The sequence below is a fragment of the Paenibacillus sp. FSL E2-0177 genome (genome assembly GCF_037992975.1).
GTDB classification, from domain to species: domain Bacteria; phylum Bacillota; class Bacilli; order Paenibacillales; family Paenibacillaceae; genus Paenibacillus_AQ; species Paenibacillus_AQ odorifer.
Genome location: NZ_CP150307.1, coordinates 6,404,651 through 6,426,421, shown reverse-complemented (window position 1 = coordinate 6,426,421; position 21,771 = coordinate 6,404,651). Strand labels below are relative to the sequence as shown.

At 43.3% G+C, this 21,771-nt stretch carries 17 protein-coding genes; 14 read left to right on the top strand and 3 right to left on the bottom strand.

Going from position 1 to position 21,771, the window contains the following annotated elements:
- Positions 1 to 42: 42 nt before the first annotated feature.
- Genes MHI25_RS28660 through MHI25_RS28650 form a run of 3 tightly spaced genes read left to right on the top strand, consistent with a single transcriptional unit; the run spans position 43 to position 2,861 of the window.
- Positions 43 to 570: a type II secretion system protein gene (locus tag MHI25_RS28660; RefSeq protein WP_076182128.1), complete on the top strand. Its 528-nt coding sequence runs from the start codon at positions 43 to 45 to the stop codon at positions 568 to 570.
- Complete coding sequence (locus MHI25_RS28655; RefSeq protein ID WP_076182130.1) at positions 554 to 1,075, top strand: prepilin-type N-terminal cleavage/methylation domain-containing protein; 522 nt, start codon at positions 554 to 556, stop codon at positions 1,073 to 1,075. The genes MHI25_RS28660 and MHI25_RS28655 overlap by 17 nt, the downstream gene beginning before the upstream one ends.
- 55 nt (positions 1,076 to 1,130) lie before the next feature.
- A complete protein-coding gene (locus tag MHI25_RS28650) occupies positions 1,131 to 2,861 on the top strand; it encodes a hypothetical protein (RefSeq protein ID WP_143763837.1) in 1,731 nt (576 codons plus the stop codon).
- 76 nt (positions 2,862 to 2,937) lie between these two features.
- On the opposite strand, the gene MHI25_RS28645 is transcribed toward MHI25_RS28650, so the two are convergent.
- Entirely contained in the window at positions 2,938 to 7,527 is a 4,590-nt protein-coding gene (locus tag MHI25_RS28645) for a DUF5057 domain-containing protein (protein ID WP_340394689.1), read from the bottom strand.
- 364 nt (positions 7,528 to 7,891) lie between these two features.
- On the opposite strand from MHI25_RS28645, the gene MHI25_RS28640 reads away from it, so the two are divergent.
- The 8 genes from MHI25_RS28640 to MHI25_RS28605 all read left to right on the top strand — a co-directional run bounded on the left by MHI25_RS28640 (position 7,892) and on the right by MHI25_RS28605 (position 16,391).
- Complete coding sequence (locus MHI25_RS28640) at positions 7,892 to 9,556, top strand: ATPase, T2SS/T4P/T4SS family (RefSeq protein ID WP_076099665.1); 1,665 nt, start codon at positions 7,892 to 7,894, stop codon at positions 9,554 to 9,556.
- Between the two features lie 43 nt (positions 9,557 to 9,599).
- Positions 9,600 to 10,649, top strand: coding sequence for a type IV pilus twitching motility protein PilT (locus tag MHI25_RS28635; RefSeq protein ID WP_076301422.1), 1,050 nt, complete (start codon positions 9,600 to 9,602; stop codon positions 10,647 to 10,649).
- Positions 10,649 to 11,854, top strand: coding sequence for a type II secretion system F family protein (locus MHI25_RS28630; RefSeq protein ID WP_076123841.1), 1,206 nt, complete (start codon positions 10,649 to 10,651; stop codon positions 11,852 to 11,854). The genes MHI25_RS28635 and MHI25_RS28630 overlap by 1 nt, the downstream gene beginning before the upstream one ends.
- Positions 11,855 to 12,045: 191 nt before the next feature.
- Positions 12,046 to 12,531, top strand: a complete 486-nt coding sequence (locus MHI25_RS28625; protein ID WP_339170131.1) for a type II secretion system protein — start codon at positions 12,046 to 12,048, stop codon at positions 12,529 to 12,531.
- A 105-nt stretch (positions 12,532 to 12,636) separates the two neighbouring features.
- Positions 12,637 to 13,386, top strand: a complete 750-nt coding sequence (locus tag MHI25_RS28620) for a prepilin peptidase (RefSeq protein ID WP_340394688.1) — start codon at positions 12,637 to 12,639, stop codon at positions 13,384 to 13,386.
- A 15-nt stretch (positions 13,387 to 13,401) separates the two neighbouring features.
- Positions 13,402 to 15,003, top strand: coding sequence for a pilus assembly protein PilM (pilM, locus tag MHI25_RS28615; protein ID WP_340394687.1), 1,602 nt, complete (start codon positions 13,402 to 13,404; stop codon positions 15,001 to 15,003).
- Positions 14,987 to 15,592: a type 4a pilus biogenesis protein PilO gene (gene pilO / locus MHI25_RS28610; protein WP_248549029.1), complete on the top strand. Its 606-nt coding sequence runs from the start codon at positions 14,987 to 14,989 to the stop codon at positions 15,590 to 15,592. Before pilM ends, pilO begins: the two co-directional genes overlap by 17 nt.
- Before the next feature lie 196 nt (positions 15,593 to 15,788).
- Entirely contained in the window at positions 15,789 to 16,391 is a 603-nt protein-coding gene (locus MHI25_RS28605) for a DL-endopeptidase inhibitor IseA family protein (RefSeq protein ID WP_051491029.1), read from the top strand.
- A 37-nt stretch (positions 16,392 to 16,428) separates the two neighbouring features.
- Here MHI25_RS28605 and MHI25_RS28600 read toward each other — a convergent pair whose 3' ends face one another.
- Positions 16,429 to 16,836, bottom strand: coding sequence for a CBS domain-containing protein (locus tag MHI25_RS28600; RefSeq protein WP_076182146.1), 408 nt, complete (start codon positions 16,834 to 16,836; stop codon positions 16,429 to 16,431).
- A 153-nt stretch (positions 16,837 to 16,989) separates the two neighbouring features.
- On the bottom strand, positions 16,990 to 18,417 hold the full coding sequence (locus tag MHI25_RS28595) for a VanW family protein (protein ID WP_339210922.1): 1,428 nt from the start codon (positions 18,415 to 18,417) through the stop codon (positions 16,990 to 16,992).
- Positions 18,418 to 18,759: 342 nt separating this feature from the next.
- On the opposite strand from MHI25_RS28595, the gene ftsE reads away from it, so the two are divergent.
- Genes ftsE through MHI25_RS28580 form a run of 3 tightly spaced genes read left to right on the top strand, consistent with a single transcriptional unit; the run spans position 18,760 to position 21,677 of the window.
- Complete coding sequence (gene ftsE / locus MHI25_RS28590) at positions 18,760 to 19,446, top strand: cell division ATP-binding protein FtsE (RefSeq protein ID WP_036678556.1); 687 nt, start codon at positions 18,760 to 18,762, stop codon at positions 19,444 to 19,446.
- Positions 19,436 to 20,350 (top strand): permease-like cell division protein FtsX, encoded by a 915-nt coding sequence (gene ftsX / locus MHI25_RS28585; RefSeq protein WP_076123828.1) that lies wholly within the window; start codon positions 19,436 to 19,438, stop codon positions 20,348 to 20,350. Before ftsE ends, ftsX begins: the two co-directional genes overlap by 11 nt.
- Positions 20,351 to 20,378: 28 nt before the next feature.
- A complete protein-coding gene (locus MHI25_RS28580) occupies positions 20,379 to 21,677 on the top strand; it encodes a peptidoglycan DD-metalloendopeptidase family protein (protein ID WP_076123826.1) in 1,299 nt (432 codons plus the stop codon).
- The last annotated feature ends 94 nt before the right edge of the window (positions 21,678 to 21,771 follow it).

The window sequence follows — 21,771 nt, the reverse complement described above, 5'->3', positions numbered from 1 at the left end:
AAATACGAAAAGTATTTTCATAGGCGAGAGGCGGAAAGTAGGATGAAACCGGGCCTAAAGCAGGAAAAAGGATTTACGTTAATCGAAGTTCTGGCCGCTATTGTAATTTTATCGATAGTTTCTCTGGTGCTTACGTCTTACTTTACTAACGCCATGAGTTACTCTAAATCGAACCAGAACAAAACGATTATGGTCAATCTGGCGCGAAACGCGCTGTTTTATGTGGAGAAGCAGGATTTTGAGGCGATGAAGGAATTTTTTACGCAAGGGGAAGATGCGATAGAGGCTGAAAAATGCACCATAGTTAATTGCAGCTATAGTAATCTATTCTCAAACATGACAGCTTTGGCAAATGTTCTGAATCCAACAGTTAATGATATCCGTTATAAGATCAATATTATCTATCAACCGGAATTAGTCGATCATCCGTCCACTACTCCGATTGATAAATCAGCTGTAAAGTATTATTTAATACCCGTTAAAGTTGAGGTAAGACGAGTAGAAAATAATGAACAGCCCGCTTATAACGTAATGTTGGAGGGATACATAACTGATGAAAGAATTCGCTAAACGACTTAGGTCGGAACAAGGTTTTACTTTGGTGGAATTAATTGCGGCACTGACTGTATTTGCTATGATAGTCGGTCTAATCTCTGGAGTTACTATGTATGGATTTCGCAGCTATCATAAAATCTCAGTTCAGAACGCTTTACGGGACGAAGCGGATCTGATCATGTCCTCTATTATTACTGAACTCTATACATATAGTCCTGAACGGCTACAAAATATATCTGGAGGAATTGAACTAATAAAAGGCGGGAGTTCTCCGCGTGTGATTCGGGTATCAGGAAATGAAATTGTTATAAATGGTAAGGAAAGTGGAGCGGAATCTGGTTCTCCTATCGCGGTACAATCGAATATGGCAGGTTCTATCATAACTGCTTCCACATCAGATGGTAGATCATGTAATGTAGCCTCGCTATGCAATTCTGGTCTGATCCAGATTAAGTTGGTATTAAAGTATAAGGGAAATGAAACGGATAAGATGGAATTGGAAAGCCAATTTGGATTTTAGGAGGAAAACAGAGATGTTGAGGCGGGCAAGCCTTCGATCGGAACGAGGTTCGGCTTTGGTACTTGTGATGTTTATCGTCCTGTTGCTCACTATTTTAGGAGTTACGGTGCTTAGTGCTACGATTGGAGGAGCTAGGCGTACCGAAACTCGTGAGAATGATGTACAAAGCCTTCATTTAGCGCAGAAATCGATTGATGAGGCGATTGCCTATATTACAGCAGATTTAAATCAGAAAATACAAGTTAGTAGTAATACTACTCAGGCACAGTTTGATCAAGAAATAGAGACATTTTTAAGGGGCCTCAATTCTAATAAAGGAGCTTTTGTTACCGATACAAGCTTACAGGGAGCTAGCAATGAAATCACGGGAATTACTCTCGATGGCAGTTCTACAAGTAGTAAGCATGTAGTTACGATTAAGGCCAATGCAACAGTAAACGGCGTGTTAAGGACGTTGCAACAAAAGGTTGTGATTACGACATTCCCAGATTTTTTGAATTATTCATTAGGTTCTGAGGGAACGATCTATTTGAATGGTGCTCCTTATATTCAGGGGAATATTTATGCTGGAAATCAATTAAAAGTTAGCCAAGTGGCTAAGTATAGACATAACGCAGATTTGGAAAAACGCAGTCTATTTCCGTTAGTCGATGGAGAAGCTCATATTCAATCAATGAACGATCTGCTTTATTCCAGAACGGGTGATATTTTTGAAAAGGTGCCGACAATTGATGATGCCGACTATTCTTCACTAGATAATAGGGTGAAGACGATCGTTGAAAAAGCAAAGATCAAAAAGAAAACGACGTTTGTCCAAGTGAATGTGGAGGATTCCTTCCTAGATAAAGTTGCTGAGGCTTCAGGGTCGGCTGGAAATAAGAAGGTATTCAGCGATAGATATTATGGAGAGACTGGATCAAATAGTAGTGAAGAACCCATTGCTAGAGGAACAAGATTAATTAACACGCTTCAGCAACCCGGAGGCATTTCCACCTTATGGATGCCTATGTTAGAAGATTTTGAGGACATTGCAACTGGTGATACAGATGAAGAGAAGGAGCAGGAGAAACATAGACTTTTCGAAGAAGCGAAGCTATCACTGAAGCAAAACCTTGAGAGATTGGAGAGAAGCACGATCTTTATAGGGAATCTAAAGTTGGATGGAGTAATGTTAAATCAGATAAGGGATACTTCTAAGCTTAATCTAAGCACAGGGGCTCATTGGCTTATTGTAAACGGTGATTTAACAATAGATAGTTATTCAACGGCCATTGTCCAAAGCAACATTCTGGTGACAGGGAATTTATATATCAGAGGAAAAGCTGAATTTGATTCTACTATGTTTGTGCTTGGAAAAACTGATATTGTGGATGCCACGATATCAGGAATACCAACTGCAGGTAGCGGAAGTAAAGAACTTGTATTGATCTCAAAGGGAGCTATACTTATTAATCGGGTTGAAGAGTTTAAAAATGAGGCTACAAGATTAAGAGCCTTTTTTTATACGGATAGTACGGCAGAGTTGTACGGTGTGGGCTCTATATTTTCACTGGATGGTGGCTTTTTTGCTAAAGGAGATTTGATTATCAATGCGGTTGTTGGCAAAGTCAAGAAGGAGACAGGATCCGCAAACTTTAATTTTGATATCCAGACGGAGGTTGAGTCTCCTCGTTTTATTGTTAATTATAATGAACAAGTATTCGAAGATCAAAATGTGGGACTTCCACGTGTGAATCAAATAAACATTAATGTAGGCCCCATCGAATTGTTGATCTCTGGAAATTAAAGGATAATATGAATTATAAAAGCAGCCGATCAACTTCTGATCGGCTGCTTTTACATAATATAGATTTTGATGTGATTTAGTAGCGATTTTCTATAGTATCTTGTGTTCCAATAACCGTTATCGTATAATACGCTTCAATTGTCTTCTTACTTTGGGTAAAATAATAAGCTCTAATAACAGCTTCTCCTTTACTGAGCCCACGATAGACTCCATTCTGTTCTTGCAGAACAACTGGCTTAGAAGCATCCTCACTTGATTTATTACTTACTATCTCCCATTGTAGTTTGTGTAAAATGCTATCAGGTAGATTTCCATAAGGAGTTATCCATAAGCAGGGTAGCAAATTAAGGGATTCTCCGACTGTGATTTTTCCTGATTCCGGGTGGAATAATAGTCCAGGATCAAGAGGCACACTTATTGTATGAATATTACTGATAGTACCAGCGGCTTTGACCTGGATCTGGATATTTTCATGTGAACTTAAGCCCTTTAATATAACGTTCTTCGTGGAAGTTGTTATAGTTGAGACAGGAGTAGGATTATCCGCTGCGACAAATCCAGCATATTCAAGATCATTCTGGTTAACCAAACTCCATTCATACTGCTCTTTACTTGCGCTGTCAGGATCAGTAATTACCTCTAAATTAATTGTTTCTTCCTGGAAAACACTCTTAGATCCTTTGATTGTTAAGGACTTAAGTCCAACAGTTATTGTTTTGAAGGTATTAACGCCACCTGTATTCAAATCAGTAGTTACAGTAAGTTTTACAGTATATACCCCTGATTTTGTTGCTGTAAGATGAGCCTGGTCGTTATCACTATTAAGAGCTACATCATTAGTTGGTAATCCATTTGCATCCACGACGCTCCATGAAAATTGGGTTCCCGTTTCTTTTGTTAAGTAAGTAGCGTTGAAATCTATTTTCTCATTTACAAGAGCACTGTTAGGTCCAACAATATTTAATTGTGGATCGAGAACAGTAACAGTAGCCTTACTAATAAGATTACTTCCATCGTTAGCAGCTACTGTAATTTCAGCAGAGCCAACCTTTTTACCAGACACGACGCCTAATGGACTAACACTAACAATATTATCGTTGCTTGATGTCCAGATCAGTTGATTGAATTTCTCCAAGGGCTTAATAATCAGAGAAAGCATTTGGCTATCTCCTAATAAAAGTTGTGCTCCACTTAACTCTAAAGTAGTTATTCTGTCGATGGCAGTAATCGTCATCTCAGAAAATTTAATGATCGTACGCACTAGCGGATTAGAAGACGGCGACGGTGTCGGCGTTGATGATGGTGTCGGTGTTGGTGTTGGTACAGGAACTGGTCCTGTATAGGGAAGGATAGCAATATAGCATGATGCAGTACTCAGAGAAGCGGCAATTACATTGCCATATACATTCCCATTGCTGATGTTTAGTGCTGCTTTAGGAGCCAGGATCGAACCTTTTATTTCTACCCCCGAGATATTGACCGTTGTTGCATCTGGAAAGTTATATAGGATGTTGTTACCTGTTGTATTCTGTGGCAGATCAAAGGCTTTGTGAACATTAACAGTTGAACCAGTAATAGTATAAATCATAGTAGAGCCTGAAGAAGCAGTAACATTAGTCCATCCTGCCTGATTAAAATAATCTGATGTAAGGTTAAATATGTTGACTGAATGATCTCCTTTAATATATAAACCGTTATATTTTAGCTCTGTTGTTCCATTTTGCGGAACCGTGGCTAGTTGATTCGATAGATTCACATAATATTGTTGAGCTGACGCAAAATCGATAAGTGTATCGGTAACCTTCCTGTATGTTCCTGAGATGATGCTGCCACTATCAACTTTATTGAATTCTCCCTGGTGAATGATATTTCCATATACAGTACCATTGGTGAAATCTAGGTTACCACCAGTAACTATAGCATAAGGTACTTTGTTGCCGTTGGACATGTTAATGTCCACGCTACTGGTAGTAGTATCACCCCCAGCTGCCAGGTTACCCCTCAAAGAAGCAGTCACTGTGGCTTTTCCAAATATAAAAGCATTATAATCACCAGCAATTCCAAGCCCGGAGCCAGTTGCAGAAACCGATGGGTTGAAATTAGAAGTAGCGCTAGATGATGGACTAGCCGTGACAACTGCTGTCGCCGTTGGAGTAGGAGATGCAGAAGGAACAGCATGAATATCTACGAAGTCAACTAAGGCATTATTGAATATATATCTTGCTGCTACATTTGCTGATACATTAATAGTGAATTTGATGGGTTCATTAGAATCGGGTTGGAACGTCTTAATCCCATTCATGTTCTTCAATGTATAAGTAATGTTATTAAGCGGCTTCTCTAATGTTAGTCCTGTTTCTACACTACCAGAAGGATTAGTCATCCCATCAGGTAAACCTGATGCTTCAAGTTTAATGTTCGCTGGTAGAGTATCACGGAAAATAATATTAGAAATTACTTGATGATCGTAGGCTTGATCGATAGTACTTACTTGATCAAAAGGAATAGGCTTGGCTTGAATGATATAAGTGATAGTAAAAGGTTCGTTTTTTGCTACTTCGCCGCTAGTGCTAACATTGGTTGACAATTCCCGTGATAATTCAAGATTCGATCTTGCCTCCGAAATGGTAATATCAATATTTTTGGGAGATGCATAAGCGCCTTGCTTATCACGCGCTGTAATTTCTATTGTGAGTTTACCACCGCTCGGCAGAGGGTTTGGAAATACCTGATGAATAGTTTCTCCTGAAAAAATTGCCTTCTCTGCCATCCCTGTATTAGGTAGATAAGTATCTCCGGACTTAAAACGAATAGTTGTAAATAAATCACGATCTTTTAAATCGGGATCTTCGACAACATAATCTATTAATAGTTCATTCTGGTAAGAAGGCTTTATTTCACCTTGCTGAGGTGTTGATACAGTGATCTCTGGCGCATGATTTGCACCAATATACGCGCGATACATTGTATTGACGAAGAGCTTTTGCTCCCATTCCGGAAATTTAATGCTGGATGTTCCGAATACATGACCGGTACCTGAGTAAGTGACATTTCCTTTTGAGTATGTGTAATAGTGGTTCCAGCTATCATCGATATCGCGCGAACTCCCGGTTATGTTATACCATGGGATGACCGAAGCATCCTCCAGATCCAAAGTGAAGTATTGATTATGTGTAGTTGCTACTTGTGGTGGAATAATATTTGTCTGCTCATTATTTGCATTGATAGTACTTAAGTAGAAAGGGTACTGGGTCAGCAAGCCATCATTGATTGGTTTGACTGTAGTTGAGGGACTAGGAGCGTTTAAACCTAAGTTTGTTTCCGGGTCGATCTGACCCGTGATTTTTTTGAATTTTTTAACCCAATTACTTTTATTTTGATATACCGTATCATGTGTGAACATAACGCTTTGTTTAGTAACCTCGGTAAAATCAATAACAGCCTGGGTTGCAAGGTCACTTAACGGGGCTTTGTCATTATAAACATCGCGAAATCCAAAAATGAGCATATCATATACGCCGTTTAATCCATATTTATTATCTTTGGCATACTGAGTCGCAATATCGGTGTTGAATTCGGAAATGGTCTTGGTTGTAATTTTTAACTCGTAGCTGCTATTACTTAGGAAGCTTTGCGTCATATTTTCAGGATTGCGTAAACTACTGCTTCTTTCATTAGCAGCGATAGTAGGCAACACCTGAAGAATATTAACGATTGTTTTCTTGCCAAGGAATTGAATCGTACCGCTATCAAAGTCTTTTAATTTGTTCGGATTTAAGTTATCTACGATTTCTAGCTTCCAATATAGAAGCCCGGAGTATGTATTAGGAAGCTTGTATACAATTTCACCATTAGGATCTTGATTTAAAGTCTGTACAGCTACGACGTCATTTTCAGTCATTTTAATCGACTTATCTACACTGACATACAATTTGGCTAGAATGGGACGATCGCTGAGATTATTTACATTTGATACGTTGAATTTAAAACTAAGATTATTTCCGGGTTTATAAACATGTTCCTGGTTCTGGCTGTAATCAATAATGTTAGCTTTATTAGTAATTTGAATACGAGGACGTTGCTTTAAAAGATCCTTCTGAGCAGAAGGATCTTTTTTCAAATTTTCGATCCATGTATTTAACTCATTGTTATCGACGAACTTAACATTTGATTTTGGTGTTAATGTCCGGTAGGTATTGAAGGTGTTGTACAATATTCCGCGTTGGTTAGTTGTTTGCGTATCAAACGGCTCTTTGTTGAGTAATACGTAAAGTCCTTTATTAATAAAATAGTCGGTAATTTCTTTGGCTTTCAGGGCAGTTATGTCATTCATAACTGCTTTGGTATTATGATCTTTTCCGGAGACCCCACTTGTACTGTAAGTCCCCTTCCCGATATATACCGCATCATATCTTCCGTCCAGATCATCCCGCAGCGCCACAAAGCGCTTCATACTCATCGTGTCGATGGTAAGGTTAGATATTCCCGTTTTTAGAGACGCAAGCTCACTAACCCCACTCTCTGTAACCTCCAGCATACGAATTTGGTATTCATTAGAACTGGCATCGACATTCATAAAGTGATTTTTGATTGGCAGAACAAGCAGAAGGAGAAGCAGGGTAGTTACTGTAAAAATAAAAACTTTTTTGTTACTGGCAAGTTTCATTGTCATCTCTCCCTGATTGTTAACTATTGGCAGATATGGTCATATTACGTCTCGTATATGCTAGATTCCGACAGCCTTTTTCATTCCGTGTCGTTGTAAAATTATCCAATCTATGTTATATACATTCTAGGACATTCAGCATTGATAGACAACATAAATCTATTGAAATATACCTATTAAATTATAACTAAAGTCCTAGTTAGATTGAAAAATACTCAAAATTGACAAATTTATGGAAGGTGTATTTATGGTAATTATATCTTTCGTTTTTGAGCGAATCTTGCTGGGAATTTGATTTCTATTTCTATAAAAAATATCCATTATTTCAGCCGGCATAAATAACGGCATACGGAGATGAATAGACTTGGCTATCGCGAAAAAGAGACTGGGAGACTTGCTGGTAGAAAATAATATTATTTCGCAGGACCAGTTGCTTGAGGCTCTCGCGGAACAGCGTAAGAGTAAACGTAAGCTCGGCGATCTGCTAATCTCTCAAGGTTATATCACGGAGCAGCAGCTGATTGAAGTGCTTGAATTTCAACTCGGCATCCCGCATGTCAGTTTATTTAAATACCAGATAGATCCCGCAATCACGCAGATTATCCCTGAAAGTATGGCTAAGCGATATCAGGTGCTTCCATTCTTAAAAGAGGGTGGCAAGCTGATGGTTGCGATGGCGGACCCGCTGGATTATTTTGCGATAGAAGATTTACGAATGAGTACTGGTTTTCGGATCGAACCCGCTATTTCTACGAGAGATGAGCTGCAGCGGGCGATTGCGCGTCACTATGGCATGCGCGATTCTATGAATCAGATGCTGGTAGAACTTCCGACACAGGAAGAAATAGAAGAGACCGAGATTACAGATGAGGACTCTCCAATCGTACGTTTGGTCAATCAGATGATTCAGCAGGCAGTTGCCCTGCGGGCGTCTGATATACATATGGATCCAGGTGAAAATAATTTAACCATCCGCTACCGCATTGACGGAACCTTACGGACAGAGCGGATTATTCCTAAGCAGATGCAGGGCTTTATCACCGCCCGTCTGAAAATAATGGCCCGCCTGAATATCGCAGAACGGCGTTTGCCGCAGGACGGGCGGATCAAAATGCAGTTCGATTACAAAATGGTAGATATTCGTGTGTCTTCATTACCAACGATGCACGGAGAGAAGATTGTGCTGCGGCTGCTAGATTTAAGCACAGGGGTCAAATCCGTAGATGCTTTGGGATTCAGTGAGGGGAATGCAGAAGCTTTTAAGGAGATGATAGCTCGTCCTTATGGGATTTTGCTAATCACGGGCCCTACAGGTAGCGGAAAAACAACAACTTTATATTCAGCGTTAAATCAACTTAATGTAGAAAGCGCAAATATTATCACAGTCGAAGATCCAGTGGAATACCAGCTTGAAGGAGTAAATCAGGTGCACGTAAACTCGGCTATTGGACTAACCTTTGCAGCTGGGCTGCGTTCGATTCTTCGACAAGATCCGAATATCGTAATGGTCGGTGAGATACGGGATGCTGAAACTGCTGAAATTGCTGTTCGCGCCTCATTAACGGGTCATCTAGTGTTGTCTACTTTACATACAAACGATGCGATTAGCTCCGTCTCCCGATTGCGGGATATGGGGGTAGAACCTTATTTGATCGCTTCTTCGCTGATTGGTGTGGTAGCACAGCGGCTGGTGCGCAAAATTTGCACTGACTGCAAAGAAACCTACAAACCATCTGAACAGGAAGCAATTATGCTACGTAGCCTAGGACTACCTGCGGAAGAGTTACAGCGTGGACGCGGCTGTGGTAGCTGTAACAATTCTGGCTATCGTGGACGAATAGCGATTCATGAAGTACTCAGTATTGATGATCACTTACGGCAGCTCATTACAAACACTGCCTCAGTAGAGGAACTGCGTGCAGCAGGTAAAGCGCGAGGGCTTGTTCAACTGATGGATGACGGACTACTCAAGGTCAGTCAAGGAATTACAACGCTTCAAGAAGTCATGCGCGAGACGGTCTCACATTAGAGGTTAACAGCGATTTAGCATTCTAACTTAGGGGGAGCGGCTAATGCCAACGTATACGCGGGATATTAGACAACTATTACAAACGGCTTACTCCTCCAAAGCTTCTGACTTACATATTTCCGTAGGATCACCGCCGGTTATTCGGATGGATGGAAAGCTGCACTCGCTTGAGGGTGAGTCCGTGGTTGCTGAAGAAGCGGCAGATATGGCCAAAATGCTACTTGGTAGTGAACGAATTGAAGCATTTCGGAATGCGGGCGAGTTGGATTTTTCATATCCGCTTGATGGTGGGGTAAGATTCCGGGTGAACGTTTATCGTCAGCGGGGCGAGGTTAGTATCGCCGCCCGGGCCATTCCTGCAGAGATTCCGAGTCTGGAACAGCTGTCGATGCCTTCGATTTTAACTACTTTGTCGCTTAAGCCACAAGGTCTAATTTTGGTTACAGGACCCACAGGCAGCGGCAAATCTTCTACGCTTGCAGCTATGCTGAATTATATTAACCAGACGGAGAGCAAGCATATAGTGACGTTGGAAGATCCGATAGAATTTCTACATAACCATGGAACCTGTCTAGTAGATCAACGTGAAGTGGGAAGTGATACGGCTAGTTTTGCTAATGGATTACGTGCTGCCTTACGTCAGGACCCGGATGTTATTCTCGTTGGTGAGATGCGGGATTTGGAGACCATTTCAGCAGCGGTTACGGCCGCAGAGACAGGTCATCTTGTGATGGCAACTTTACACACAACAGACGCACCACAGACGATTGACCGAATTATCGACGCTTTTCCGGGCCATCAGCAGGGACAGATTCGTTCACAACTAGCATCAGTGCTGCTGGCAGTAGTCAGTCAGCGGTTGTTCCCAAGGGCTGGAGGTCGGGGGCGATTATGCGCAACGGAAATTTTGGTCAATACACCAGCCGTAGCCAATCTTATTCGTACCGAAAAAACACATCAGATCAAAAATGTGATGCAAACCGGACGCTCACAAGGCATGCACACCTTGGACATGAGCATCCGTGACTATTTATCGCAGGGGCTTATTGATCCAGCAGCAGCTAAGGCGTTTATGGCGGAGGTGAGCAGCTGATGCCTCTTTTTGAATATCAGGTGAAGACATCCGCGGGCAAATCTATCAAAGGGAAACTAACGGCAACCGATAAACCTACGGCGATGGAGGAGCTACGCAAGCGGGGACTTACGGTATTTTCACTGATTGAACGCAAAACCACAATTTTATCGATGGACATTTATATTGGTAATCCCGTTAAGCCGATTCATTTCATCATTTATTGCAGGCAGTTTGCCACGCTTATGCGGGCGGGGGTATCGATTGTGGATGCAACGCGTATTTTGGCAGAGCAGACCGAGAGTAAGCCACTGCGCAAAGCGTTAGTAGATGTTAATTCCAGCCTGATGCGCGGGATATCGTTCTCACAAGCCGTTCAGGATCATAAAAAAATCTTCCCGCAGCTATTTGTCAGCATGATCCGTGCCGGTGAGGAATCCGGTGATATTGAGGGGACGTTGGACAGGTTGGCTATGTTTTTTGAGAAACAGCACACCACGACAGAGAAGATAAAATCAGCGCTTACGTACCCGATTACCGTAGGGGTTATGGCGATTGCCGCGGTTATCTATCTACTTTGGGCGATTGTGCCGCAGTTTGTAACGATGTTTGAATCGATGGATGCCGAGCTTCCGGCAATTACACAGATGGTCTTGGCACTTAGCAAAAGCATTCAAGGTCAATGGTATTTCTGGATACTCGGAGTACTCCTCCTAGTGATAGCTTTTCAGATTACAAAACGTACGGAAAAGGGTGCTTACGCTCTGGATTATGCCAAGCTTAAGATACCTGTGTTTGGTAAGCTGAATCAAAAAGGCTCGATTGCTCAGTTTACGCGCACATTTTCTTCTCTTTATGCCAGCTCTGTACCGATCCTACAGTCCTTGGTGATTGTTGAGGAGGTAGCAGGAAATAAGGTCATCGGGAAATTCATCCGTAGTGCAGGCGATTCGCTAAGACAAGGAAATCCACTATCTGAGCCGCTAAAAAAAGCTTGGGTCTTTCCGCCACTAGTTACGCAGATGATAGCGATTGGCGAAGAGACAGGGGCGCTCGACACGATGTTGTCCAAGGTAGCTGATTTTTATGAGATGGACGTGGAGAATACCGTCGACCGTCTGAAATCGCTGCTTGAACCATTATTGATCGCTTTTCTAGCCGCTGTTGTAGGTGTGATTGTGGCCGCCATTATGCTGCCGATGTTCAGTCTGTACGGTAATATGTGAACCACTTGGTTCCTTGTATATATTGAGAGGGGTGACGCCGGGGAGGCGGGGCAAGATCCACGAAACTTACGCTGGCGATTAGACGACGATGGACGAGCTGTTTCCGTAAGCACAAGAAAGATGATGCTGGATTCACTGAAATGAAGGATATAGGCTTTATCACTCACACACCACTTAGAGGGGGAAATTAAATGTTAGCACAAGCGATTAAGAAAAGATTGAGCAAAGAGGAAAATCAAAAGGGGTTTACGCTGATTGAGTTGCTGGCAGTTATCGTTATTTTGGGGATTATTGCGGTTATTGCAATTCCGATGATTGGTGGAATAATTAATAATTCTAAGAAGGATGCAGACCTAGCGACAGCCCGACAACTTTATGATGCATCTCGTATGTATATTATGGGTGAGAAAAATGGCAATTTCACATCTGTTTCCAAGGTAACCCTTGCTGAACTAAAATCAGGTAAATATATTGATCAAACTCTTGTTTTACCAAGTTCAAAAGAATCACTTAATGGTACTACAACATTTGTAGAATATAACACAGAGGGAGAGCTGGTTTCGGTTACTATGGATCCTAAACCAGCGGGAAGTGATGGTGGGGTCTATGTTGCCAAAAAGGTGCTAGGTGAGAAAACAGCAGCGTCACCAACGCCAACACCAGCGTCTGGTAGCTAACAGGAATATCTAATTAATATCTATAAATTCAAACTTACAATCTATCCTAAGGAATCGGACTTCCCGATTCCTTTTTTAAAATCCAGAAGCTAACAGAGGACAGCCATGACGATATTTATCGCAAGTTACATCACATTACTGGGTCTGATTCTAGGCTCCTTCTATAACGTAGTGGCGCTGCGGGTGCCAGCCAAGGAATCCTTGCTTAATCCGCCGTCACATTGCCCGAACTGCAATACGCGGCTGAAAGCGCGGGATTTGTTTCCGGTGGTAAGCTACCTGCTGTCAGAAGGCAAATGCCGATACTGCGGCACAAGGGTATCGCCATTATACCCGCTTGGAGAAGCGGCAACGGGTTTGCTTTTTTTATGGGTGTATATGCAATTTGGCCTGACGGGTAAGGGAATCATCGGGTTCATTCTTGTGAGTTTAGTGGTTATCGTGACGGTTGCGGATTTGAAGTACATGCTGATTCCCAACAAGGTATTGTTGTTTTTTTTACCGCTGCTGCTGATTCTTGTACTGCTATTTCCAGAAGGACCGATATGGCATCATCTGCTAGGAGCAGTGCTTGGGGGAGGGGGCCTTATCCCTTTTGTTCTATTAGGTGGCATGGGGGCTGGAGATGTGAAGTTATTTGCGCTGCTGGGCTTGGTGATTGGCTTTCCAAATGTGATTTTAGCCTTTTTTGTGGCTTGTCTGCTTGGGAGCGTGGTGGGCGGACTGCTGATGCTGCTCGGTGTAATCAAACGTAAACAGCCGGTACCCTTCGGCCCATGGTTAGCTATAGGAGCTTTAATTAGTTTTGGATATGGTTCACACATCATCGGCGCGTATCTCTCGCTCATCGGATAGGAGGACATCGATCACATGCTTGGATTAGGCCCCAAAGTGGCCGGACTTTCAATTGAAGCTGCCGGAATCCGTTATATTAGTTTTAAGAATAAACAGTCATGGGAAGTCCGTAAAAAACGGTTTCTCCCGCTCCTTCCAGGCATGATCATTGAGAATCAGGTGGCGGATAGCGAGGCGCTTTATGATCGGGTAAGGCAGTGGGTGAAGAAGGAAGGGTTAAGGGGAAGTAAGGTTTCTTTGTCCATTCCACCTTCGCAGATCATTATCCGCAAAATGAGTATTCCTAGTACCAACGACAAACAGGTAGAACAACTGGTGAAGCTGGAAGTGGAGACGGGACTGCATCTACCTTTTGAAAATCCTGTCTACGACTATGTAACGCTCGAAGTGGATGAGGAGCAAAGCCACCTGCTCGTATTTGCTGCTCCGCGAAAATCGATTCAGGATTACGTAGAAATTCTGGAGCGGGCGGGTCTTCGGATAAGCAGTGTCGAAATTTCGGCAACCGCTTTGGCGCGTGCTATAACCACTGGGCACGGGGAGAGTTTTGCGGAGACGATGCTGATTAATATGGAGCCATCGGTAATGGACATTTATATGTTCAGAAACGGGAATCCGGTCTTCATTCGTACGATAAACTTACTTGATCTACATAAAGGAAGAAATTTAGCGGGAATGGATCTTTTGACAGACAGTGAAACCTTGGCAGAAACAGCTGTCGCTGTAGAAGAACATTTATCACCCGAGCAAATGGTTGAAATCACTGCGGAAATCTCCCGTATGCTCAGCTTTTATCAATACAGCTTGCATGACGGTTCCACTCGTATCAACAATTTAGTGATTACGGGCACTCCCTCGATTCGTAAACAACTGGACCTGGAGCTCCAGCAGTCCCTAGCTGAACTTGAAATAACTCCAATAAGTCTGGAACAGATGGCTAGTGCTGCTGTTTCTGACCCTGATCTAAATGATTACCGTGTAGCTGCCGGGACCGCTCTAAAAAATAGCATCAACACGGATACGATTGATCTATTGCCGAGAGAAGATCGGGAGACATTGCTATTTCCTTATGTCACGATGGGGCTTGTAGCGATTTGGCTGCTGGGGATGATCGGAACGGGGATTTATTTTTCGGCCAATAAGGGTCAAATCTCTAACGGTAAAGAACAGCTGCAAGGCCTGCAGGATCGCAGTTTAATGCTCCAAGTAGAGCTCGCGAAGCTTAAGAACAGCGGACCTAGACAGCTAGATCGGAAAGCAGCCATCATAGTGCTTCAGGACAATAAGGTGATTGCAGTCCCTATCTTGGACGAATTAGTGGGAGGATTGCCTAAGGAGGCACTAATCCGTGATATTAACTATACCTACCGGACATCTATAGATCTGACTGTAAATGTATCCACTATGGAGGATGCTTCCAACTATTTAAGACAACTTCGCCAAATGTCTTTTACGGCCGATGCCTCTATTCAAAAGCTTACTGAAGGAGCCGCAGATGCCATTTCATACAATACGTATACGGCTATTTATAAAGTGAACTTAGCAGCGGCTAAGCAGCAAAACAGTGATACGGATGCCAGCCAAGGGGAGGTGAGCAGCGATGGAACAGATCAATAAATATCGCTCTCCCATCGTACTAGGGGTGTTAATTCTATTCCTGATATTGTTTGCATTCTATATGCTGGGTGTTCAGCCGACTAATAAGGAAATTTCCGCACAGAGCAGCGAGATCAGTCAGTTGGAAAAGGAAGCAGAAGTCCTCCAAAACAAAATCAATGAGCTGAAGGGCAGCGGCAATGAGGGAGATCTAGAACAGAAGGAATTACTGGGGGAACTCCCAAAGGGCGATGACAGCGAAGGTCTGATTGTTGATTTACGGGAGGTTAGCACGTCCTCAAAAGCGCGGCTAAAGGATCTTAGTTTTGTTTTGGATGAGGCTAATCCGATTCAGCAAATGACAGGTTCAGCTGAGGTGTCATTCCCGACGGTCAAACAGATCAAAATGACTGCAGTGGTGGAGGGGACATATTCGGGGATACGGCAATGGATGGATGAACTACAAGCCTTACCTCGTATTGTGAATGTAGACTCTTTCAATTTTCAGCAATCCTACGAGGATCGTACTAAGAACAATACGGAGAGTATTTTGACTGCTAACGTAGCTTTTACAGCGTATTATGAGGCCACCGCAGCAGCATCCAATTAGGGTTCTAGTACTACTTTATTTAACTATATTACTCCGCTTTTCCTGTGAATCAGGAGGGTGGAGTTTTTTTATATTTTCAAAAGAGTTGTAATACGTTTTCATTCCTCTGTTTATTGGGTATTTTAGCTTGCGGGGTGCATAAGCTGAAACAGTGGCGATCGCCTGTATTTTTTAGATGAAAGAGGAGGAACTTCAGATGAACAAAAAATGGATGCTTGGTTCGTTGGCCCTATCCTTAGGCCTTTTATCAGCAGGTAGCGGAGTTATGGCAGCTTCATCATCAGTGGGAAGCTCGGCAATAAAAAATGTGGCTGTGATTGGTACAGGAAAAGAAGGTCCAGCTACCATAAACAATTTGACGGTAAAAAGTGTTGTACCGCTTGTTGTACATGCCAGAGCAATCTATTTCTATACTAGCCGCGGGGGCAACTTTTTCCCGATGGAAACCTTCATGTATAAAGCGCAAGAGTACCGTTACCTTTCCAATGATATTGGGACAAAGGCGAAGCTGATGAATTACATAAAAAAAGCCTACACGCATAATGCAGCAGCTTATTATGTGCAGACTCAATTTTTGGAGCATGAAGGTAGAATGTCACAGGTGAATGCGGATCTTGGAAACTCATTAATGTTTGAAAAAGCCACCGCCCGAATGCTCTCCAAAACTGCAACAACCGCTGAATTTGACTTAACAGTTCCTTATTCGAGCGGGCAGGAAGGCAGTGAGTCGGTGTATGTGAAGCTGAAAAAGGTGAATGGATACTGGAGAATTGATACGTCACCGGATATTCTTTTTTGAGGAAGGTTTAGGGTAGAAGAGGAAAGGTAAAGAGGTTCTACGCTTGGGCGCGGATAAGGTCAGAGGTATATGCAACACCAGCGAATTTACCTTTGCGAGTGATAATGACACAATCATTTTTCATAGGATCCGGGCGGTTCATAGCGAGGCTCAATACCATATCGAGTGGAGTGGAAATATCAAGAATGAGCGGGGTTTTGTTCATAAGCTTCATGGCAGGTTCTCTGTAGAATAGATCTACTCCGGATCTTCCGGTAGCTTTCAAAAAGAAACGTTCGCTCATCAACATTCCTAGGGGTTCATTCATAGCATTGCAGACGACGATACATTTGGATTCTGGATGCTGAAACATGACGCGAAGGGCTTCTCTGCAAGTGCGTGAGGCAAAAATAGCAGGAGCACTGCGGACAATACCAGTAAGATCATTTACAAGAGCTGTTGTCATAGGATGTTCATCCTTTCTGATTATGGGTCTACTTCTAATGTACCCCTGAATCGTAAATTTCAAAGCCGGGTAACGTAAGCTACAGGTAAAATAGATTGCTGGAAAAAATAACCGATCAGACCTTAGGGGCTCTGACCGGTTATTTGTTGTTAGCTATTCACTGCGGACGCCGTCCTCCACCAGCTGCTTTCGGGGGACATCCGGGATTATGGATTTGCTCACGCCTCCACGATTAATGGCGATTAATCGTTTTTGTGCGTAATATACGTCGCGGGACAGTTTATTCACCTCAGTGGATTTACCGTCAACATACTTTGTAATGTAGGTTTCAACAATATATCCGGTTTTCCCATTTTGAATAACGCGTGAGCTGCCACGAGGCAGTGAAGAATCGTTTACGTATTTATCGACTGGTGGGAGTACCTCTACTGTTTTTGAATGAACTTTGTAAGTGACATTTTGCGGAAACGTGCCGAACAGCTTTATGGTCAGTGATTTACCCTGCACAGCTGCTTTAATTATGAGATATTTGCCAGTCGTATTGCGAAAACGAAAGTTGATATAACCTTCAGCGAATGTTGCGTCCTGACCTTTGGGCAAGTAGTTGACGGGCAAGGAATGATTACGGCGTTCCACAATTTCTAGCCCTATACGCAGTGCGGCATTGTAAAGAGTGCTCGACACTTGGCAGATCCCTCCACCAACACCTGCTTGCAGCTTGCCGTTCACAATCACCGGCGCTTCACGGAAGCCGTAATTTACCTTTGCTTTTTCTATAGCTTTTCCATAATCAAAGACGGCTCCAGGCGGGAGAATGGTTCCATCCACAGCTTTGGCAGCAGCTTCCACGTTGTAGCTTCGTCCAGGTCCACTTGCACCTAGAGAGGTGCTGAACTGCATTACTTTTCGCTCGATACCTTGTTCCTTTAATTTCTTTAAAGTTATGTCAGGCTGCAGAATTAACAAAGGGACCTCCATCGTGATTCCCTTCTCCAGCAGGGCATTCAGATGATTAAAGCTGGTGGGGGCAGCTGCTCCTAAGGAAGTCTCCAGAGCTGTCCAATCAACCTCCAGGGAAGTTTTCTCAGAAGTATATACGATTCGGTCATCGCCTGTAATTCGTCGTGTAGCGTCCACTGGTTCACCAAAGGACTCCTTCTCCCAAGTGGGACTTAGAATCTTTTGAAATTGTGCGATTTCAAGATGGGTTTCAAGCCTCCACAGCTGAGGAAAGTTATAGCGTGCCTTTACCCGCTCCCAAAGCGTTCCTTCGGCAAGCTCTTTTAAGCCCTGCTGAAAAGCAGAGGCTTCATAGCTCAATCCAGTCTTACTAAGAGTTAGGGGTAAATCTGCATTGCCTTCCACTTTTAGTACTAGAGGGACGGATTCGAGGGCATGTAGCCGTTTATCCAGCTGGGAGCGGACCTCGGTGAGGGTCATGCCTCCGACCTGCCAGCCGGCAAGGGTTGTACCCTTTGGAAGCGTGGTTTTGCTGCCATATAGATGAAGCCCTCCGTAAATACAGGAGCCGATAAGGACGAGTGCGATGACCACTATGAGGGCAGCATGGATTTTTTTCATGATAAATCTCCTTTTGGGGATTTGGATTGCGCTAAGCAGGCGCGGCCCTGTAACAGAACTTAAAGAACACTTCGTGGGATACCGATAATAAATTAGTAAGAAATAAGTAGTCTCTAATAAAGGGAGTTACGACATCTGATAACAGGCACCGCTAGGTGCTTTTTTATATGTATATGTCCAGTCACTACAAAACTTTCGAATAGTCGTGCAGTTACGGGGTACTCAATCAGTTACAGATTTGTTACAATAGATACATTGCGGAAATATTGAAGTTTATGGAAACTTGAGGTGGACAATGTCGATTCGCACAAGTGGAAAATGTCATAATTGGGAAGTGAGAAAATGATTGAAATGCAAGATGTATGGAAAACGTACCCTAACGGAACTCACGCACTGCAAGGAGTTTCAGTGAAAATCGACCGCAATGAATTCGTGTACGTTGTCGGCCCTTCCGGCGCGGGTAAATCTACTTTTATGAAATTGATTTATAGAGAAGAAGTGCCTACCAAAGGACAGATTTCGGTGGGAGGTTTCAATATAGGAAAGCTAAAACCACGCAAAATCCCTTATGTCCGCCGTAATATCGGCGTTGTATTTCAAGATTTTCGGCTTTTGCCCAGAATGACGGCATACGAGAATGTAGCTTTTGCTATGGAAGTTATTGAAGCACCGAAAAAAGTCATCAAGAAACGTGTGAATGAGGTTCTTGATTTGGTTGGGCTGAGAAGTAAAGCGAATCGTGAGCCCTCACAGCTTTCTGGTGGTGAGCAGCAACGGATCGCTATTGCACGGGCTATCGTCAACAATCCTTCTGTTATTATTGCGGACGAGCCTACAGGTAACTTAGACCCCGAGACTTCATGGGGCATTATGCAGCTGCTTGACGAGATTAATTTTCGTGGAACAACGATTGTAATGGCTACCCATAACAGAGATATTGTGAACAAAATGCGCAAACGGGTGCTTGCGATTGAGAATGGAAACATTGTCAGAGACCAAGCGAGAGGGGAATATGGTTATGAGTTTTAAAACCTTCTTGCGACATGTGCGGGAAGGCTTCAAAAGCGTATTCCGTAATGGCTGGATGTCGATCGCCTCAATCACTTCGATTGTTGTTTCTCTTTTTGTTCTAGGTGTATTTATTCTTCTTGTTCTTAACGTAAATTCTGTAGCTGATGAGGCAGACAGTCAGGTACAGATCAAAGTGCATCTAGCTTTGAATACAGATCAGAAGATGCGCGAGACCCTGCAGACTGAAATTGGCAATATGCCGGAGATCAGCAAGATTACGTTCATCTCCAAGGAACAGGGACTTAAAGATCTCCGCGCAGATATGGGCGAGGAGGCAGCAGAGCTTCTGGAAGGGTTCGATGAAGACAATAACCCGCTTCCAGATACCCTTCAGGTAGAAGTTATTGAACCTACTACCGTTGCTTTTGTGGCTGAGAAGATTCAAGCCCTTAACAAGACACATACCGAACAGCCTATCTACAAAGTGAAATATGGCAAAGGCTCGATAGAAACATTGTTTAAAATCACGCGTGCCGTACGCAACATTGGCTTTATTTTTGTAGCGGGGCTGGCACTTATGTCTATGTTCCTCATCTCCAATACTATTCGGGTAACGATTCTTGCCCGGCGTAAAGAGATTGGGATTATGAAGCTGGTAGGCGCGACAAATTATTTTATTCGTTGGCCTTTCTTTATAGAAGGGGCATTAATTGGACTCATTGGATCATTGATTACTTCGGGTGTTTTATATGCCGGCTACAAGGGTTTGGAATCTTCGATACAGGGAGATCCAATGCTCGGATTGCAGCTGATCCCTTTCAGTGATATTTGGCTGCTGCTCGTAGGTCTGTTAGTTGGACTAGGTGTGTTGATCGGCGTCTGGGGAAGTACGGTTTCTATTCGTAAGTTTTTGAAAGTTTAATTTAAGAGTGAAGGATGGGGAGTGCGAGTTGAAGAAGATTGCCGCCGGACTAGCCGTAATGTTACTAGCTGTCACTATATTCCAACCCTCTGATGGATATGCCAAAAAAACAAGTGTTGCCGAAATCGATAAGCAATTAAAGCAGCTGCAACAAGAGGTGCAGGAAGCTAAAGCGCAGCAAGAGAAAGCGGAGTCCCAAACGCAGGAAGCGCAGCACTATAAGAATAAGACAAATATCAATTTACAATATGTATTGCAGCAAGTGGATCAAGTTAAAGGCAAAATGACCGAAATCTCTAACAAAATTTCCGACACAGAAGAATCTCTTAATGTTACAGCAACGGAATTGGATGAAGCAGAGGCACGAGTGGCCTCAAGAGAAGAACTCTTAGGATCCCGTGTCCGGTTGATGTACACCGATGGAGCGGTGTCTTACCTAGATGTTTTGCTCTCATCGACAAGCTTCTCTGATTTTCTGGGCCGCACCGATTCGCTTAAGATGATTGTGGATCAGGATCAGGAGCTGTTAGTCCAACACAAGCTGGACAAGCAGACAGTTGTAGAGAAGAAGCAGGAGCTTGAGGGGCAATATGCTCAAGCCAAGCAGTTATACACCTCCTTGGAAAATCAGAGAAGCCTGCTGAAAGAGAAGGAAGCGGAGAAGCAGGAGCTTATCGCATTTTATGATAAGCAGATTCAAGAAAGCGATGATCTAAGTGAAGAGCAGAATGAGAAGCTGGTTAAGCTGGCAAGCGAACGTTCTGCTTTGGAAACCCAAAAGGATAAGATTAAAGCTGAGGAAGCAGCGCGCAAAGCAGCAGCCGCCAAAGCAGAAGCGGCACGCCGGGCAGCAGCAGCTGCCAAGAAAGCCGCAGCCAGCAAGGCAAGCAGCAGTTCAAGCTCCAGCTCCTCAACCGCGTATGCTGGTGGAGATGGACCCTTCCTGCTCCCTGTAGGCTCGGCAAGAATATCTTCCTCCTACGGACCACGGACACACCCTATTACGGGGGAGAAGGGGAAAGTACACACCGGGGTAGACTTTGCAGTTCCACAAGGAACCAATATTCATGCGGCTGATTCGGGAACGGTAATCGTAGCTGAATGGTATAGCGGCTATGGATATTGTGTAATTATTGATCATGGCGGCGGAGTTTGGACCCTCTACGGCCATATCCGTAAAGGTGGTATCAAGGTTAGTCCTGGGGATAGAGTCAATCGTGGGGATGTGATTGCTGAATCCGGTTCTACAGGTAATTCGACGGGCCCCCATCTCCATTTTGAAGTTCGGATCGACGGCAAGACAGTAAATCCGATGCCTTATCTCTAATTTTTAAGAACTTATAACTCATATTATTTGAGCGTACGGCATATACTGGAAGAGATACCGTACCTTTCAGGACGGACTTATGGAGTTGTTTGCG

Bases quoted from the DNA above. Each gene is read 5' to 3' on its own strand.
- MHI25_RS28660 (WP_076182128.1), top strand. From the start codon at position 43: ATGAAACCGGGCCTAAAGCAGGAAAAAGGATTTACGTTAATCGAAGTT.
- MHI25_RS28655 (WP_076182130.1), top strand. From the start codon at position 554: ATGAAAGAATTCGCTAAACGACTTAGGTCGGAACAAGGTTTTACTTTG.
- MHI25_RS28645 (WP_340394689.1), bottom strand. From the start codon at position 7,527: ATGAAACTTGCCAGTAACAAAAAAGTTTTTATTTTTACAGTAACTACC.
- MHI25_RS28635 (WP_076301422.1), top strand. From the start codon at position 9,600: ATGCCAACGTATACGCGGGATATTAGACAACTATTACAAACGGCTTAC.
- MHI25_RS28630 (WP_076123841.1), top strand. From the start codon at position 10,649: ATGCCTCTTTTTGAATATCAGGTGAAGACATCCGCGGGCAAATCTATC.
- MHI25_RS28625 (WP_339170131.1), top strand. From the start codon at position 12,046: ATGTTAGCACAAGCGATTAAGAAAAGATTGAGCAAAGAGGAAAATCAA.
- MHI25_RS28620 (WP_340394688.1), top strand. From the start codon at position 12,637: ATGACGATATTTATCGCAAGTTACATCACATTACTGGGTCTGATTCTA.
- pilM (WP_340394687.1), top strand. From the start codon at position 13,402: ATGCTTGGATTAGGCCCCAAAGTGGCCGGACTTTCAATTGAAGCTGCC.
- pilO (WP_248549029.1), top strand. From the start codon at position 14,987: ATGGAACAGATCAATAAATATCGCTCTCCCATCGTACTAGGGGTGTTA.
- MHI25_RS28605 (WP_051491029.1), top strand. From the start codon at position 15,789: ATGAACAAAAAATGGATGCTTGGTTCGTTGGCCCTATCCTTAGGCCTT.
- MHI25_RS28600 (WP_076182146.1), bottom strand. From the start codon at position 16,836: ATGACAACAGCTCTTGTAAATGATCTTACTGGTATTGTCCGCAGTGCT.
- MHI25_RS28595 (WP_339210922.1), bottom strand. From the start codon at position 18,417: ATGAAAAAAATCCATGCTGCCCTCATAGTGGTCATCGCACTCGTCCTT.
- ftsE (WP_036678556.1), top strand. From the start codon at position 18,760: ATGATTGAAATGCAAGATGTATGGAAAACGTACCCTAACGGAACTCAC.
- ftsX (WP_076123828.1), top strand. From the start codon at position 19,436: ATGAGTTTTAAAACCTTCTTGCGACATGTGCGGGAAGGCTTCAAAAGC.